General features: G+C 57.6%; 15 protein-coding genes and 2 tRNA genes. 1 reads left to right on the top strand and 16 read right to left on the bottom strand.

The window, feature by feature from the left end; all coding sequences use genetic code 11:
- Nucleotides 1-20 precede the first annotated feature (20 nt).
- The 9 genes from rimP to rlmE all read right to left on the bottom strand — a co-directional run bounded on the left by rimP (nt 21) and on the right by rlmE (nt 7,066).
- Entirely contained in the window at nt 21-479 is a 459-nt protein-coding gene (rimP, locus tag L8H52_RS00520; protein ID WP_242205374.1) for a ribosome maturation factor RimP, read from the bottom strand.
- A gap of 139 nt (nt 480-618) precedes the next feature.
- A tRNA-Met gene (locus L8H52_RS00515) sits at nt 619-695 on the bottom strand.
- Between the two features lie 97 nt (nt 696-792).
- Nucleotides 793-878, bottom strand: a tRNA-Leu gene (locus L8H52_RS00510).
- A gap of 22 nt (nt 879-900) precedes the next feature.
- On the bottom strand, nt 901-1,287 hold the full coding sequence (secG, locus tag L8H52_RS00505; protein WP_016986497.1) for a preprotein translocase subunit SecG: 387 nt from the start codon (nt 1,285-1,287) through the stop codon (nt 901-903).
- Nucleotides 1,288-1,291: 4 nt separating this feature from the next.
- The gene (tpiA, locus tag L8H52_RS00500) at nt 1,292-2,047 is read right to left on the bottom strand and encodes a triose-phosphate isomerase (RefSeq protein ID WP_016986498.1); all 756 of its coding nucleotides are present in this window, start codon (nt 2,045-2,047) and stop codon (nt 1,292-1,294) included.
- A 65-nt stretch (nt 2,048-2,112) separates the two neighbouring features.
- On the bottom strand, nt 2,113-3,450 hold the full coding sequence (glmM, locus tag L8H52_RS00495) for a phosphoglucosamine mutase (RefSeq protein WP_242205376.1): 1,338 nt from the start codon (nt 3,448-3,450) through the stop codon (nt 2,113-2,115).
- Nucleotides 3,451-3,466: 16 nt separating this feature from the next.
- Nucleotides 3,467-4,318: a dihydropteroate synthase gene (gene folP, locus L8H52_RS00490; RefSeq protein ID WP_242205378.1), complete on the bottom strand. Its 852-nt coding sequence runs from the start codon at nt 4,316-4,318 to the stop codon at nt 3,467-3,469.
- A gap of 8 nt (nt 4,319-4,326) precedes the next feature.
- Nucleotides 4,327-6,234: an ATP-dependent zinc metalloprotease FtsH gene (ftsH, locus tag L8H52_RS00485; protein WP_016986501.1), complete on the bottom strand. Its 1,908-nt coding sequence runs from the start codon at nt 6,232-6,234 to the stop codon at nt 4,327-4,329.
- A gap of 202 nt (nt 6,235-6,436) precedes the next feature.
- Nucleotides 6,437-7,066, bottom strand: a complete 630-nt coding sequence (rlmE, locus tag L8H52_RS00480; protein WP_008088328.1) for a 23S rRNA (uridine(2552)-2'-O)-methyltransferase RlmE — start codon at nt 7,064-7,066, stop codon at nt 6,437-6,439.
- A gap of 101 nt (nt 7,067-7,167) precedes the next feature.
- Between rlmE and L8H52_RS00475 the strand changes: the two genes are divergently transcribed.
- Nucleotides 7,168-7,476 (top strand): YhbY family RNA-binding protein, encoded by a 309-nt coding sequence (locus L8H52_RS00475; RefSeq protein WP_016771761.1) that lies wholly within the window; start codon nt 7,168-7,170, stop codon nt 7,474-7,476.
- Between the two features lie 9 nt (nt 7,477-7,485).
- Here the strand turns inward: L8H52_RS00475 and L8H52_RS00470 are convergent, their stop codons facing one another.
- The 7 genes from L8H52_RS00470 to dnaK all read right to left on the bottom strand — a co-directional run bounded on the left by L8H52_RS00470 (nt 7,486) and on the right by dnaK (nt 17,288).
- The gene (locus L8H52_RS00470) at nt 7,486-7,890 is read right to left on the bottom strand and encodes a hypothetical protein (RefSeq protein ID WP_016986502.1); all 405 of its coding nucleotides are present in this window, start codon (nt 7,888-7,890) and stop codon (nt 7,486-7,488) included.
- Nucleotides 7,891-7,918: 28 nt separating this feature from the next.
- Complete coding sequence (gene greA / locus L8H52_RS00465) at nt 7,919-8,395, bottom strand: transcription elongation factor GreA (RefSeq protein WP_003221530.1); 477 nt, start codon at nt 8,393-8,395, stop codon at nt 7,919-7,921.
- Nucleotides 8,392-11,613, bottom strand: a complete 3,222-nt coding sequence (carB, locus tag L8H52_RS00460) for a carbamoyl-phosphate synthase large subunit (RefSeq protein ID WP_242205380.1) — start codon at nt 11,611-11,613, stop codon at nt 8,392-8,394. Before carB ends, greA begins: the two co-directional genes overlap by 4 nt.
- A gap of 126 nt (nt 11,614-11,739) precedes the next feature.
- Nucleotides 11,740-12,876 (bottom strand): glutamine-hydrolyzing carbamoyl-phosphate synthase small subunit, encoded by a 1,137-nt coding sequence (carA, locus tag L8H52_RS00455; protein ID WP_007915228.1) that lies wholly within the window; start codon nt 12,874-12,876, stop codon nt 11,740-11,742.
- Nucleotides 12,877-13,133: 257 nt separating this feature from the next.
- Nucleotides 13,134-13,940, bottom strand: coding sequence for a 4-hydroxy-tetrahydrodipicolinate reductase (gene dapB, locus L8H52_RS00450; RefSeq protein ID WP_160055781.1), 807 nt, complete (start codon nt 13,938-13,940; stop codon nt 13,134-13,136).
- A 9-nt stretch (nt 13,941-13,949) separates the two neighbouring features.
- Nucleotides 13,950-15,074 carry a molecular chaperone DnaJ gene (gene dnaJ / locus L8H52_RS00445; RefSeq protein ID WP_016986506.1) on the bottom strand — a complete coding sequence of 375 codons (1,125 nt, stop codon included), beginning with the start codon at nt 15,072-15,074 and terminating at the stop codon, nt 13,950-13,952.
- A 297-nt stretch (nt 15,075-15,371) separates the two neighbouring features.
- A complete protein-coding gene (gene dnaK / locus L8H52_RS00440; protein ID WP_007915221.1) occupies nt 15,372-17,288 on the bottom strand; it encodes a molecular chaperone DnaK in 1,917 nt (638 codons plus the stop codon).
- Between the last annotated feature and the right edge of the window lie 46 nt (nt 17,289-17,334).

The following is a 17,334-nucleotide window of genomic DNA, read 5'->3' as shown; positions in this document are numbered from 1 at the left end:
GGATCCGCGGGATCCGCGTCTCAGTCAAAACTGGGAATAATGTTGGCCTTGTCGATCATATCGATCGGCAACAGGAACTCATGGTCATCTACCTGCACCACGACGTCCTGTTCTTCTACACCGCGCAGAAGGCCCTGAAAGTTGCGTCGACCTTCAAAAGGCGAGCGCAGCTTGATCTTCACTTGTTCACCGGCAAATTTTGCAAACTGCTCAATAGTGAACAGTGGGCGCTCCATGCCAGGCGAGGAAACTTCGAGGGTGTATTCAACGGTGATTGGATCTTCAACATCCAGCACACCGCTGATCTGACGGCTGACAATGGCGCAATCGTCCACCAGCACGCCACCCTCTTTATCGATATAAACGCGCAACATCGAGTGACGACCCTGAGCCGAAAACTCGATACCCCAGCATTCATAGCCCAGGGCCACGACCACCGGGGCCAGCAAGGCCTGCAACTCTTCTAGCTTGCTCGACACCTGAACCCCCTAGTGCATGATATGTGCATGCTTTGCAAAATAAAAAAATGGGCTAAACGCCCATCCTTGAAACGCCGTCGAACAGCGGCGTTGAAAGTGTCCAGCTAACAAAAAGCCCCTTAAAAGGGGCTCCTTAAACTGGTTGCGGGGGCCGGATTTGAACCGACGACCTTCGGGTTATGAGCCCGACGAGCTACCAGACTGCTCCACCCCGCGACAAAGCTGGGGCGGAAGTATACGACCGATCCCTTATAGGGTCAATGTAACCTTCCACCTGCAAGAAAGCCCGCAACAGCGGGCTCTCCTGACTAATTGGTACCGAGAAGGGGACTCGAACCCCTACACCCTATGGGCACAACCACCTCAAGGTTGCGTGTCTACCAATTCCACCACCTCGGCAAAACTACGTTTGAAACCCTTCTTACTTCTGCTCTTGAGCTGGAGGTACGTCCGTCGCTGGAGTAGCCGACTTTTGCTCTTGAAGCACCGGGACATCATCAGAAGCCGGTTGTTGTTGCTTAGGTACTTCCAACACTGCTGGATTTGGGAGACCTGCCTGAGTCAGCTGATGAGCCTTCTCTTTAGCAAAGTAACCTAACCCCAAGCTGGTTATGAAGAAACCGGCGGCAAGTATAGCAGTAAACTTACTAAGAAAGGTAGAGGAACCTTGGCTTCCGAACACAGTATTTGAAGCACCTGCTCCGAAAGACGCGCCAGCGTCCGCACCCTTACCCTGCTGCAGCAAAACCAGAGCAACTACGCCCAATGCACCCAGCAGATGAAAAACGACTACGACTGTTTCCAGCATTTTTTCAGTTTCCCGCGGCGCGACAAATCGCACCGAACTCATCTGCATTCAGGGAAGCTCCACCAATGAGCCCCCCATCGATATCCGGCATGCCGAACAGTTCGACCGCATTGGCCGCCTTCACGCTGCCGCCGTATAGAAGCCGCACACCTCGTGCGACTTCAGAATTCTCTGCCGCCAGCTGCTCGCGAATGGCTTTATGCACATCCTGAGCTTGCTGCGGTGTCGCAGTCAGTCCGGTACCAATAGCCCAGACCGGCTCGTAAGCAATGACTGCCTTGGCAAAAGCACCGACACCCAGCTCCTCGATGATGCTGCCCAGCTGACGCCCGACAACCTCAAGAGTTTTCCCGGCTTCGCGCTGCTCAAGGGTTTCCCCTATACACAACACCGGAATCAAGCCACATGCCTGCGCAGCTGCAAACTTGCGATTCAGCATCCCGTCCCGCTCGCCCATTATCTGACGACGCTCGGAGTGCCCGACAAGCACCAGGGAACAGCCTGCATCCACCAACTGACTCGGTGCAATTTCACCGGTCAATGCACCTTGCATGGATTCCACCGCAGAATTCTGCGCGCCGACCGAAATCGACTTGCCTTTCAAGCCATCAATCACTTGATTGATATACAAGCAAGGCGGGAATACCGCGACATCAACACCGCTAGGCAAGGCCAGATGACGAAGGCCGTTGATCAGCTCAGCGACGCTGGCGCGGGTACCGTGCATCTTCCAGTTACCAGCTACCATAGGGCGACGCATGCTGTACCTCGTCGGTCAAAGTGGGCGCAGATGTTACCCAACACAATCATGGCTTGCAAGCCGTATCAGGCAGAAACTTCAGTTACCAGTTTTGCCAGTTCTTCGGCATAACCGCGAACCTGGGTTTCGTCCTCGCCCTCGACCATCACACGCACCAAAGGCTCTGTGCCGGACTTGCGCAAAAGCACGCGACCACGACCCGCCATTGCCTGGGTGACGCGCGCACTGGCTTCCTTGACAGCCGGGTGTTCCAGCGGGCTTTCGCCACCACCAAAACGCACATTGATCAGAACCTGAGGACACTTGCGCAATGCCTGACGCGTTTGCGCCAAACCTTCATTACGGGTCTTCAAGGCCATCAGCACTTGCAAGGCCGCGATGATCGCATCACCGGTCGTGGTGTGATTGAAGCAAACGATATGCCCCGAATTCTCACCACCGACCAGCCAGTTGCGCTCAAGCAACTCGGCGATCACATAGCGGTCGCCGACATTGGCACGAATAAATGGAATCGAGAGCTCTGCAAGCGCGAGCTCCAGCCCCAGATTACTCATCAGGGTGCCAACCACGCCGCCCTGCAATTTCCCGCGCTCATGCAGATCGCGAGCAATGATGAACAGCAGTTCATCACCATCAACAATGGCACCGGTATGGTCGACCATCAAAACCCGATCGCCATCGCCATCAAAAGCGATACCCAGATCGGCGTGCTCAGCCAGCACCGCAGCCTGCAGCTGCCCCATATGGGTCGAGCCGCAGTTCTCGTTGATGTTCAGACCGTTAGGCTGAGCTGACAGCACGACAACTTCCGCACCCAGCTCCCGGAAGACACTCGGAGCTACCTTGTAGGTCGCGCCATGCGCACAGTCGATAACGATCTTTAGGCCAGAGAAACTGGTGCCCGTTGGCACGCTGCTTTTGCAAAACTCGATATAACGACCTGACGCATCGTTGATCCGCGATACTTTGCCGATCTTGCTTGATTCGACCACAGTCATCGGGGTATCGAGCAGCTCCTCGATCATCAGTTCCAGCTCATCCGGCAGCTTGGTGCCTTTACCGGAGAAAAACTTGATGCCGTTATCGTCGTGTGGATTGTGCGAAGCACTGATCACGATACCGGCCTCAGCCTGGAACGTGCGTGACAGGTAAGCGATGGCCGGCGTCGGCATAGGACCCAGCAGCATCACATCGGCACCGGCCGATGTCAGACCAGCCTCAAGTGCCGACTCGAACATGTAACCGGAAATTCGCGTGTCCTTGCCGACCAGCACCTTGCAGGCGCCCATCTTGCGGAACGCCATGCCGGCAGCCCAGCCGAGCTTGAGCATGAAGTCAGGAGTAATCGGGTATTCACCGACGCGACCACGAATGCCATCAGTACCAAAGTATTTCTTGCTCATAAGTGCTCCATCATTCTTATTCGGCTGATTGCACGGCCGCGATCATCCGCACCACGTCTACCGTTTCCGCAACATCATGGACGCGCAATATACGCGCACCTTTCACCGATGCCAGCGCCGCCAGTGCCAAACCGCCGTGCAGGCGCTCGCCAACAGGACGATTCAAGGCATGGCCGATCATGCTTTTTCGGGAAACACCAACCAGCAAGGGCCTGCCCAGCGCATGCAGGGCTTCCATGTGCTTGAACAAGCTTAGATTGTGCTGCAAGGTTTTGGCGAAACCGAAACCCGGATCAAGAATGATCCGCTCGGCAGGAATACCCGCCGACGCACACACCGACATCCGCTCCGCGAGAAACTCTCCGACCTCGCGAGTAACATCCTGATAATGCGGATTGTCCTGCATATCGCCTGGCTCACCGAGCATATGCATCAGACACACCGGCAACCCTGTCGCCGCCGCTGCATCCAGCGCACCATCGCGCTGTAGCGATCGCACATCATTGATCAACCCGGCACCCAGTCGCGCGGTTTCACGCATCACCGCAGGCGTGGAGGTGTCCACCGAGATGATCACATCAAGTTCGCGATTGATCAGCTCGACTATCGGCGCCACACGCTCAAGCTCTTCGAGCGGAGAAACCGCTCGCGCGCCAGGTCGGGTGGACTCGCCACCGATATCAATCAGCGTCGCACCCGCTGCAACCATCGCTTCTGCATGGCGCAAGGCCGCATCCAGCTGACTGTATTGGCCGCCATCGGAGAAAGAATCAGGGGTGACATTGAGAATGCCCATGACATGCGTCTGGGCCAAATCAAGAACCCGGTTGCCGCAAGGCAACCGGGTCAGGGACGGTACAGAAGTCATTTCAAACCTTAAACGTCAGCAGCCGGACCGCCGATCGGTGTTTCCGGACGCTCATCCCGAACCACTGGAGGTGGAGGCGTGCCCGTACCACCCGACCAGTCACGAGGTTCGCGAGGTGTACGACCTGCCATGATGTCGTCGATCTGTTCAGCATCGATCGTTTCGTACTTCATCAGTGCATCAGCCATGGCATCGAGCTTGTCACGATTGTCCGTGAGGATCTGCTTGGCGGTGCCGTAGCACTGGTCGATGATGCTGCGCACTTCGGAGTCGATCAGCTTGGCTGTCTCACCGGAGAAGCTGGCAGCCTGACCGCCACCGCCGCGACCGAGGAATACTTCACCCTCTTCTTCGGCGTACATCAACGGACCGAGTTTTTCCGACAGCCCCCATTTGGTCACCATGTTCCGCGCAATCTGACTGGCACGCATGATGTCGTTGGATGCGCCGGTGGTCACACCATCGAAGCCCAGGGTCATCTCTTCAGCGATACGGCCGCCGTACAGCGAGCAGATCTGGCTGATCAACGCGCGCTTGGACAGGCTGTAGCGATCTTCTTCCGGCAGGAACATCGTCACACCCAACGCACGACCGCGCGGGATGATCGACACTTTGTACACCGGATCATGTTCAGGCACGACGCGACCAACAATGGCGTGACCCGCTTCGTGATAAGCAGTGTTCTGTTTCTCTTTTTCGGACATGACCATCGATTTGCGCTCGGCGCCCATCATTATCTTGTCTTTGGCCAGCTCAAATTCTTTCATTTCAACGATGCGCTTGCCGCTGCGTGCAGCGAACAGCGACGCTTCGTTGACCAGGTTGGCCAGGTCAGCACCGGAGAAGCCAGGAGTACCACGCGCAATAACAGCCGGAGCAACGTCGTCACCCATTGGCACTTTGCGCATGTGAACCTTGAGAATCTGTTCGCGACCACGGATATCCGGCAGTCCGACGACAACCTGGCGGTCGAAACGGCCTGGACGCAGCAAAGCCGGGTCGAGCACGTCAGGACGGTTGGTTGCAGCGATAACAATGATGCCGTCATTCATCTCGAAGCCGTCCATCTCAACCAGCAACTGGTTGAGGGTCTGCTCGCGCTCGTCGTGACCGCCACCCATGCCGGCGCCACGGTGGCGACCGACGGCGTCGATTTCATCGATGAAGATGATGCAAGGTGCGTGCTTCTTCGCCTGCTCGAACATGTCGCGAACACGGCTGGCACCAACACCGACGAACATTTCGACGAAGTCGGAACCGGAGATGGTGAAGAAAGGAACCTTGGCTTCGCCGGCAATCGCCTTGGCCAGCAAGGTTTTACCGGTACCCGGAGGACCGACCATCAGTACGCCGCGCGGAATACGACCGCCCAGGCGCTGGAACTTGCCCGGATCACGGAGGAACTCAACCAGCTCGCCGACTTCTTCCTTTGCTTCGTCGCAACCGGCAACGTCAGCCAGTGTGGTTTTCACCTGATCTTCGGAGAGCAGGCGTGCCTTGCTCTTGCCAAAGCTCATCGGCCCGCCCTTGCCACCGGCACCGCCCTGCATCTGGCGCATGAAGAACATGAACACCGCGATGATCACCAGGATCGGGAAGCTGGCTACCAGCAACTGGGTCCAGATGCTTTGCTGCTCAGGCTGCTTGCCTTCAACCACAACGTGGTTGTCGACCAGATCGCCGATCAGGCCATTGTCCTGAATTGCCGGACGAATGGTCTTGAAGCTGTCGCCATCGTTGCGTTTGCCGGTGATTACATAGCCATCAACCGCTACGCGCTCGACCTTGCCGTCCTTGACCTGCTGGATGAAGTCGGAATAGTTGAGGGTCTGCGGCTCGTTAGGGCTGGAGAAGTTGTTCATCACCGTCACCAGGACAGCCGCGATGATCAACCACAGGATCAGATTCTTTGCCATATCGTTCAATTAACTACCCTCTGAAGCAAGCTCCGCTACTGGCGCGCGCTTCGCATGATATTCACCGGCCTAACTTACTACATTACCTACGGCTCTGGCAGGCGCCGTCTGTAACCCTTTGTGAAACACTTTCTACACAATATTCGTTAATGCTAGCCGGGCGAAATACTAAAAACCTATCACCCCGCACAAAAACCTCGTTTTACTCACTACGCCCGCGATAACCCCAAGCCAGCATGTATTGCTCGCGAGAGCTGCCACGAGAGGAGTCCGGCTTGATCATCTGGATCTTGTCGAACTTTTTGCGAGCGTCCTTCAGGTAAACATCAAATCCTTCGCCCTGAAAAATCTTGATCACAAAATTGCCACCCGGCTTGAGGATCCGCTCTGCCAGATCAAGTGCCAGCTCGCAAAGGAACATGGCCTTCGGCATATCCACTTCGGGCGTACCACTCATATTGGGGGCCATATCGGAAATCACAAGGTCCACCTGCGAATTACCCACGGCTTCAAGAATCTGAGCGAGCACTGCGTCCTCGGTGAAGTCACCCTGAATAAAGGTCACGTCAGGGATGCTGTCCATTTCCAGAATGTCCGAGGCGATCAAACGCCCCTGACCGCCGATCAGACGACTGGTGACTTGCGACCAGCCACCAGGTGCCGCACCGAGGTCGACAACGCTCATGCCGGGACGAATCAGCTTGTATTTCTCCTGGACTTCCAGAAGTTTGTAACTCGCACGCGAGCGGTAGCCATCCTTCTGCGCTTGCTTCACATAGGGATCGTTGACATGTCGTTTCAGCCAACCAAGGCTTGTCTTGGAACGCGCCATTGGGCACCTCGATAATAAGAGTCGTGATTAATTGGGCGGATCCACGAGCCCTCGGGTAAAATGGCCGCCATTTTACAGAATCCAGACGAAAGGGTCAGATTATGCCGCTCACTCCAGAGCAGAAGAAACAGTACAAATCCATTGGCCACCACCTGAAACCCGTTTTGACGGTGGCTGATAACGGTTTGACTGAAGGCGTGTTAGCCGAACTTGAACGCGCTTTGGCGGATCACGAGCTGATCAAGATCAAGCTCAATATCCTTGATCGCGAGTCGCGCCTGGCGCACATCGCAGAACTGTGCAAGGTCGGCAAAGCGGACCTGGTACAGGTCATCGGCAAGATGGCACTGGTTTACCGCAAGAACTTCAGCGCCAACAAGCAGCTGTCGAACGTTCATCGCTTCAAGTGATGAAAAGGGTCACGGGTGTGCCTGGCGCACCCTGCCACTCCATCCCGGCACCGGCTGCATCACCAGCACCAGCCCGGAAAACCCCAGAACCAGATAACTGAATACCTGCCAGCGCTGCGCATCCGGCCAGCCGACACGCACTGCGACAAACATCGCACACGCATACAACGCCATCAGCAGCACCTGACCGCGAAAATCCCGCCATAGACTGGCAAGGCCCTCGGCCTGTACCAGCACCAAAGCCTGAAAAATAACGCATGCGGCGGAAAACCCCACCACCAGCACTTCAAATGCACTGGCCACTTCGTCGATCAGCAACGGTGCCAGGCCAATCTTGCCCAGCGCCGGCTGCAAACCGAGATGAATCAGCCAAAGACCGCCGACCCAAAGCATCTGGGTCAGCTGCCAAAGCATGGCGCCCACATGCAGCGGGCGCCCTTTTTCAGATGTGACGGACTTCGACAATCTCGTACTCGATCACGCCACTTGGCGTTTTCACGGCGACCACATCGCCTTCTTCCTTGCCGATCAAGGCACGGGCCAAAGGCGAGCCAACCGAAATCTTGCCGAGTTTGAAGTCAGCTTCATCCTCACCCACGATGTGGTAAGTGACGCTTTCATCGGTCTCGACGTTGGCGATTTCGACGGTGGTGCCGAAAATCACTTTGCCAGTGTGCGGGATGGTCGTGACATCGATGATGACCTGATTCTGAATCCGGCCTTCGATGTCACGAATCCGCGCCTCGACCATGCCTTGCTGTTCGCGGGCGGCATGGTATTCAGCGTTTTCTTTCAAGTCACCCAACTCGCGGGCCGTACCGATGTCCTGGCTGAGCTTCGGACGGACGACCTTGGTCAGATGAGCGTGCTCTTCTTCCAGGGCTTTAGCGCCCTGGACGGTCATTGGATATTTGATCATGCCTTCAATCCTGCGTGTAGATCCTGCAAGCGGCGCACGGTTTTTTCCGGACCGAACTTCAGCGCTTCACAGATAGCTTCGCCAGCAGCAATGGTGGTGGTGCAGTAAATCTTGTGCTGCAAGGCATTACGACGAATGGAGTACGAATCAGCGATCGACTGACGACCTTCGGTGGTGTTGATGATCAAGGTGACTTCGTCATTCTTGATCATGTCGACCACGTGCGGACGACCCTCGGTCACCTTGTTCACACGGCGCACTTTCAGGCCTGCAGCCTCGATCAACTTGGCAGTGCCAGCAGTAGCAACCACTTCGAAGCCCAAGTTGATCAGATCACGGGCCACGCCTGCAACCAGAGGCTTGTCATCGTCGCGCACGCTGATGAACGCAGTTCCGCCGGTCGGCAGCACTTCGCTGGCGCCCATCTGGGCTTTGGCGAATGCTTCACCGAAGGTGTCGCCGACACCCATCACTTCACCGGTCGACTTCATCTCTGGGCCGAGGATCGGGTCAACGCCAGGGAATTTGGCGAACGGGAACACCGCCTCTTTCACGCTGTAGAAGTTCGGGATGATTTCTTTGGTGAAGCCGATTTCTTTCAGGGTCTTACCGGCCATCACACGGGCAGCGATCATCGCCAGGGAGACACCGATGCACTTCGACACGAACGGTACGGTACGGGAAGCGCGCGGGTTGACTTCGATGACGTAGATGTCTTCGCCCTGCAAAGCCAACTGCACGTTCATCAGACCGACAACGCCCAGTTCCAAGGCCATTTTCTTGACCTGTTCGCGCATCTCGTCCTGGATGTGCGCCGGCAGCGAGTAAGGCGGCAGGGAGCATGCGGAGTCACCGGAGTGAACGCCGGCCTGCTCGATGTGCTGCATGATTGCGCCGATGACGACGTCTTTGCCGTCGCAAACCGCATCCACGTCCATTTCGATGGCGCAGTTGAGGAAGTGGTCGAGCAGCACCGGGCTGTCGTTGGACACTTTCACCGCGTCACGCAGGTAGCGCTTGAGTTCTTCTTCTTCGTAGACGATTTCCATCGCGCGACCACCCAGTACATAGGACGGGCGCACCACCAGCGGGTAACCGATCTTGCTGGCGGCACGAATCGCTTCGTCTTCGCTGCGCACGGTGGCGTTTGGCGGCTGACGCAGGTTCAGACGCTCAACCATTTGCTGGAAGCGCTCACGGTCTTCGGCACGGTCGATAGCGTCAGGGCTGGTGCCGATGATTGGCACGCCAGCAGCCTCCAGAGCACGAGCCAGTTTCAGCGGAGTCTGGCCGCCGTACTGGACGATCACGCCTTTCGGCTTCTCGACGCGGCAGATTTCCAGCACGTCTTCCAGCGTTACCGATTCGAAGTACAGACGATCGGAGGTGTCGTAGTCAGTGGAAACAGTTTCCGGGTTGCAGTTGACCATGATGGTTTCGTAGCCGTCTTCGCGCAGTGCGAGGGCAGCATGAACGCAGCAGTAGTCGAACTCGATACCTTGACCGATACGGTTCGGACCGCCACCCAGAATCATGATCTTGTCGCGACCCGACGGCGCGGCTTCGCACTCTTCTTCGTAAGTCGAATAGAGGTAAGCGGTGTCGGTGGCGAACTCGGCGGCGCAGGTGTCAACGCGCTTGTAGACCGGGAACACTTCCAGCTTGTGACGGTGCGTGCGCAGGTTCTTCTCGGTCACACCCAGCAGCTTGGCCAGACGCTGATCGGAGAAACCTTTGCGCTTGAGCTTGTACATCACGTCACGGTCGATCGCCGACAGACCAAGGGTCTTGACCTTCTCTTCGTCCTTGATCAGATCTTCGATCTGTACCAGGAACCACGGGTCGATCATGTTCATGGCGAAGATTTCTTCGACAGTCATGCCCGCGCGGAAAGCGTCTGCCACGTACCAGATACGCTCGGCGCCCGGCACGGTCAGCTCACGTTTGAGCACGCTCATGCTTTCCGGGTTGCTCAGGTCGAGCTTCTCGTCCAGACCGCAAACGCCAACTTCCAGACCGCGCAGAGCTTTCTGCAGGGATTCCTGGAAGGTACGGCCGATGGCCATGACTTCACCAACCGACTTCATTTGAGTGGTCAGGCGTGCGTCAGCCTTGGCGAACTTCTCGAAGGCGAAGCGTGGCAGCTTGGTCACAACGTAGTCGATCGACGGCTCGAAGGACGCCGGGGTCTTGCCACCGGTGATGTCGTTCGACAGTTCGTCGAGGGTGTAGCCCACAGCCAGTTTGGCCGCGACTTTGGCGATCGGGAAACCGGTGGCTTTCGAAGCCAGGGCCGAGGAACGCGATACGCGCGGGTTCATTTCGATCACGACCATACGGCCAGTGTCCGGGCAGATACCGAATTGAACGTTGGAGCCGCCAGTCTCGACGCCGATCTCGCGCAGTACCGCCAGGGAGGCGTTACGCAGGATCTGGTATTCCTTGTCGGTCAGGGTCTGTGCTGGAGCTACGGTGATCGAGTCACCGGTGTGCACGCCCATCGGGTCGAAGTTTTCGATCGAGCAGACGATGATGCAGTTGTCCTTTTTGTCGCGGACAACTTCCATTTCATATTCTTTCCAGCCGATCAGCGATTCGTCGATCAGCAGCTCTTTGGTCGGCGACAGATCCAGACCACGGGCGCAGATTTCTTCGAACTCTTCACGGTTGTAAGCGATACCGCCACCGGTGCCGCCCATGGTGAAGGACGGACGGATGATGCACGGGAAGCCCAGGGTTTCGAGAACCGCGTTGGCTTCTTCCATGCTGTGGGCGATACCGGAACGCGGGCACGCCAGGCCGATGGATTTCATCGCCTTGTCGAAACGCGAACGGTCTTCAGCCTTGTCGATGGTGTCGGCGTTGGCGCCGATCATTTCTACGCCGAACTTCTCCAGAACGCCTTCGCGCTCCAGATCCAGGGCGCAGTTCAGAGCAGTCTGGCCGCCCATGGTTGGCAACACCGCGTCCGGGCGTTCTTTTTCGATGATCTTGGCAACGGTCTGCCACTTGATCGGCTCGATGTAGGTGGCGTCGGCCATGTCCGGGTCGGTCATGATGGTGGCCGGATTGGAGTTCACCAGGATGACGCGGTAACCCTCTTCGCGTAGGGCTTTGCAGGCCTGGGCGCCGGAGTAGTCGAATTCGCAGGCCTGGCCGATAACGATCGGGCCAGCGCCGAGAATCAGGATGCTTTTAATGTCTGTACGTTTTGGCATGGGTTTGTCACTCAAATCCGCAGGTCAGTCGGCAAGCCGTCTTGATCGATTTCTGAAGTCTCGAAGGGGCCGCCGATGTCGGGGCCGCCCTCGAGGGGCTTCTCTCTACAGTCTCAAGGCGAACGCTTAGCGTCGCTTGGCCATCTCGTTGATGAAGCGGTCGAACAGTGGCGCAACGTCGTTCGGGCCCGGGCTCGCTTCAGGGTGACCCTGGAAGCTGAACGCGCTCTTGTCGGTGCGTTCGATGCCTTGCAGGGTGCCGTCGAACAGCGATTTGTGGATCGCACGCACGTTGGCTGGAAGCGTTTCTTCGTCTACCGCGAAACCGTGGTTCTGGCTGGTGATCATCACCACGCCAGTGTCCAGATCCTGCACCGGGTGGTTGGCACCGTGGTGGCCATGACCCATTTTCAGGGTCTTGGCGCCGGACGCCAAGGCCAGCAGTTGGTGACCGAGGCAGATGCCGAATACCGGAATTTCGGTTTCCAGCACTTCCTTGATCGCCTTGATCGCGTAGTCGCATGGCTCCGGGTCACCAGGGCCGTTGGACAGGAACACGCCGTCCGGCTTCAGTGCCAGTACGTCGGCAGCTGGCGTCTGGGCAGGCACGACGGTGACGCGGCAGCCGCGCTCGACCAGCATGCGCAGGATGTTGACCTTGACGCCGTAGTCGTAGGCAACCACGTGGTAAGGCAGTTCGGAAGCGTCGATGGTCGCGTGGCTGTCGGTCTTCAGATCCCAGACAGTCGAGCGCCACTCGTATTGAGTCTTGGTGCTGACCACTTTCGCCAGATCCATGCCTTTCAGGCCCGGGAAGCCTTGCGCAGCGGCGATGGCCGCTTCTTCGGAGATGTTGTCGCCGGCCATGATGCAGCCGTTCTGAGCGCCTTTTTCACGCAGGATGCGGGTCAGGCGACGGGTGTCGATACCGGCGATGGCCACAACGTTGTTGGCTTTCAGGTAATCGGACAGGGACATCGTGTTACGCCAGTTGCTCGCTACCAGCGGCAGGTCACGGATGACCAGGCCAGCGGACCAGACGCGATCGGACTCGGCGTCTTCCGGCGTGGTGCCGGTGTTGCCGATGTGCGGGTAAGTCAGGGTAACGATCTGTTGGGCGTAGGAAGGATCGGTAAGGATTTCCTGATAGCCGGTCATTGCGGTGTTGAACACCACCTCACCAACGGTTTGACCGTCGGCACCAATGGCTTCGCCGCGAAAAATGCTGCCATCAGCAAGGGCAAGTATGGCTGGCTTAGTCAAGAAGACCTCCCGTAAATAACGCATGAAAGGGCGATCGCAGGTTGTAAAAAAGCGGAGTGACGTATGGACACGTCACCCCGCTTCTTCACTGAATTATTCTGCGCGCTTTTAGTGGACACACTAAAGCTGTAGCTTACAGAAAAAGGCTTTTTTGGTCCACCGCTAAAGAGCCGAAAAGGCCGGAGAATGCGACAGGTCGTCGCCAAGCGGAGAAAAACCAGCGCAAACAGGGCGTTTGCGCCGGGTTCAGCAGTGTATCAACGCAGGTCGAGCACGTCTTGCATGTCGTACAAGCCCGGCTCGCGACCATCCAGCCACAACGCCGCACGCACCGCGCCCTTGGCGAATGTCATGCGGCTTGACGCCTTGTGCGTGATCTCCAGGCGCTCACCTTCGCAGGCGAACAACACGGTGTGATCACCCACCACATCACCACCGCGGACAGTGGCGAAACCGATGGTTTCACGCTCACGAGCGCCGGTGTGACCTTCACGACCGTAGACCGCAACCTTCTGCAGATCACGATCCAGCGCACTGGCAATCACTTCACCCATGCGCAACGCCGTACCCGACGGCGCATCGATCTTGTGACGGTGATGCGCTTCGATGATTTCGATGTCCGCTTCATCACCCAGCACGCGCGCCGCCATATCGAGCAATTTCAGCGACAGATTGACGCCGACACTGAAGTTGGCCGCGAACACGATCGGAATATCCTTGCCCGCCTCGGCCAGCAACTGCTTCTGCCCAGCGTCGAGGCCAGTGGTACCGATAACCATCGCTTTGCCTGCCTTGCGGCAGAACGCGAGGTTTTTCAGCATCACTTCGGGCAGGGTGAAGTCGATCAACACGTCGAACTCTTCAGCCACTGCCTCGATATGCCCGGACAACGGCACACCGATACGACCCAGCGAAGCCAGCTCACCGGCATCGACGCCGATCAGCGTGCTGCCCGGACGAACCACGGCAGCGGTCAACCCGGTCAGTGGCGCGCGCTGCTGCACGGCCTCGACCAGAATCTTGCCCATGCGCCCAGCAGCGCCCATCACAGCTATACGTCGCATGCCGACTCCTTACAGATCGCCGAAGAAGCGCTTCACACCGTCGAACCAACCGGTGGTTTTCGGCGAATGACTATTGTCGTCCGCCAGCGAGCTGCGGAATTCTTCCAGCAGTTCGCGCTGACGACGGTTCAGGTTGACCGGGGTCTCGACTGCCACGCGGCACATCAAGTCGCCCGCACCACCGCCACGCACCGGCGCCACACCTTTGCCGCGTACACGGAACTGCTTGCCGGTCTGGGTGCCTTCAGGGATCTTCAGTTTGACGCGGCCGTCGAGGGTCGGAATTTCCAGCTCGCCGCCCAGCGCTGCGTCGACGAAGCTGATCGGCACTTCGCAGAACAGATGCTTGCCATCGCGCTGGAAGATGTCGTGCTCGCGCACGTTGATGACCACGTACAGGTCGCCCGTCGGACCACCCTGCGTACCCGCCTCACCTTCGCCGGACAGACGAATGCGGTCGCCGGTATCGACGCCGGCCGGCACTTTGACCGACAGGGTTTTGTACTCTTCGACGCGACCGTCACCGTGGCAGGAGTCGCACGGATCAGAAATGATCTTGCCCTGGCCGTGGCAACGCGGGCAGGTTTGCTGCACCGAGAAGAAGCCCTGCTGCATGCGCACCTGACCGATGCCACCGCAAGTCGGGCAAGTCGACGGCGACGAGCCTTTCTTCGCGCCCGAGCCATCACACGGTTTGCAGTTGACCAGCGTCGGAACGCGGATATTCACCGACGTGCCGCGCACCGCTTCTTCCAGATTCAGCTCCAGGGTGTAGCGCAAGTCGCTGCCGCGCTGGGCGCCGCCACGGGAGCCGCCGCGACCGCCACCGAAGAAATCACTGAACACATCACCGAAGATGTCCGAGAAATTCTGACCGCCAAAACCGGCACCGCCGCCACCCATGCTCGGGTCGACACCGGCATGACCGTACTGGTCGTACGCCGCACGCTTGCTGGAGTCGGACAGCACTTCGTAGGCCTCGTTGGCCTCTTTGAACATTTCTTCCGATGCTTTGTCATCGGGATTACGGTCCGGGTGGTGCTTCATCGCCAGACGACGATAGGCCTTCTTCAGGTCCGCATCGCTTGAGCCACGCTCAACACCCAACACTTCGTAATAGTCACGCTTTGCCATAAGTCTTCTGCACTCTTGAGGACGTTCGGCAAACCCCTCCTGAGGATCGCCAAACTCGTTGAGCCCCAATACAGGCCCGGACCCAACTCACGTCAATTCAACGATCCTGGTCTTTGTTTCTTGCGGTACTTGCGGCGCGAAAAGCAGGAGCATTCCCGGCCATACCGCCAACATCCGAACCTTGTCGCATGCTGTAAAAATTCGCGTATTCCAGATACGCCAACGCGGGAGCTAGCTCCCGCGCGGCGACATCCTACCAGTCACTGCCTAAAGGCAGTCAACCGGCCGACCAACAACTTACTTGTGGTCTTTGACTTCTTCGAACTCTGCATCGACAACGTCGTCAGCCTTCTCAGCCGATTCGCCTTGCGGGGCTGCGCCATCAGCTGGCTGAGCCTGTTCGGCGTACATCTTCTGAGCAACCGGAGCCGAGACTTTCGACAGCTCTTCAACCTTGGCTTCGATGGCAGCCTTGTCGTCGCCTTTGACAGCGGCTTCCAAAGCAACCACAGCAGCTTCGATCGCAGTCTTCTCTTCGGCGGTGACTTTGTCGCCCGCGTCAGCAATCATTTTGCGCGTCGAGTGAACCAGTGCGTCACCCTGGTTACGGGCAGCGGCCAGTTCTTCGAACTTGCGGTCTTCCTCAGCGTTGGCTTCGGCGTCACGCACCATGCGCTCGATTTCTTCGTCGGACAGACCGGAGTTGGCCTTGATCACGATCGACTGAGTCTTGCCGGTCGCCTTGTCTTTCGCACCAACGTGCAGGATGCCGTTAGCGTCGATGTCGAAGGTCACTTCGATCTGCGGCACGCCACGTGGAGCAGGTGGAATGTCGGCCAGGTCGAACTTGCCCAGGGACTTGTTCTGAGTGGCTTGCTTGCGCTCGCCCTGCAGCACGTGAATGGTCACAGCGCCCTGGTTGTCGTCGGCAGTCGAGAACACTTGCGATTTCTTGGTAGGAATCGTGGTGTTTTTCTCGATCAGCGCGGTCATCACGCCACCCATGGTTTCGATACCCAGGGTCAGCGGGCTGACGTCGAGCAGCAGAACGTCTTTCACATCACCGGCCAGAACAGCACCCTGAATCGCAGCACCCATGGCAACGGCTTCGTCCGGGTTAACGTCTTTGCGAGCTTCTTTACCGAAGAAATCGGTAACCAGCTTCTGCACCAACGGCATACGAGTCTGACCACCGACCAGAATCACGTCGTTGATCGCGCCAACGTCCAGACCAGCGTCTTTCATGGCGATGCGGCAAGGCTCGATGGTGCGCTGAACCAGGTCTTCAACCAGTGCTTCGAGCTTGGCACGCGAGATCTTCACGTTCAGGTGCTTAGGACCGGTCGCGTCTGCAGTGATGTACGGCAGGTTGACGTCGGTCGACTGAGCGGACGACAGCTCGATCTTGGCTTTCTCAGCGGCTTCTTTCAGGCGCTGCATGGCCAGCGGGTCACCTTTGAGGTTCATGCCGCTTTCTTTCTTGAATTCGTCAACGAGGTAGTCGATCAGACGAATGTCAAAGTCTTCACCGCCGAGGAACGTGTCACCGTTGGTGGCCAGAACTTCGAACTGGTGCTCGCCATCAACTTCAGCGATCTCGATCACGGAAACGTCGAACGTACCGCCACCCAGGTCATAAACGATCACGGTGTGATCGCCCTTGGCCTTGTCCATACCGTAAGCCAGAGCAGCTGCGGTTGGTTCGTTGATGATACGTTTTACGTCCAGACCGGCGATGCGGCCGGCGTCCTTGGTCGCCTGACGCTGGCTGTCGTTGAAGTAGGCCGGAACGGTGATTACCGCTTCAGTCACGGTCTCGCCGAGGTAGTCTTCGGCGGTCTTCTTCATCTTTTTCAGAATTTCAGCCGAGATTTGTGGTGGTGCCATTTTCTGGCCGTTCACTTCAACCCAGGCGTCGTTGTTGTCAGCCTTGACGATCTTGTAAGGGACCATCTGGATGTCTTTCTGCACAACTTCTTCGTCGAAACGACGACCGATCAGACGCTTTACCGCGTACAGAGTGTTGTGCGGGTTGGTCACTGCCTGACGCTTGGCCGACTGACCTACCAGAATTTCGCCATCGTTGGCGTAAGCGATGATCGACGGCGTGGTACGCGCGCCTTCAGCGTTTTCAATAACTTTTGCTTTGCCGTTTTCCAGCACGGAGACGCAGGAGTTGGTAGTCCCCAGGTCGATACCGATAATTTTACCCATGTTAACTCTCCCGAAACTTTGGATTTTGTTGCCGCAGCAGTGGTGG

This window comes from Pseudomonas sp. CROZ-RG-20F-R04-15 (assembly GCF_022662375.1).
Lineage (GTDB): Bacteria > Pseudomonadota > Gammaproteobacteria > Pseudomonadales > Pseudomonadaceae > Aquipseudomonas.
The sequence above is the reverse complement of the archived record's forward strand: the minus strand, read 5'-3'. Positions and strand labels throughout refer to the sequence as shown.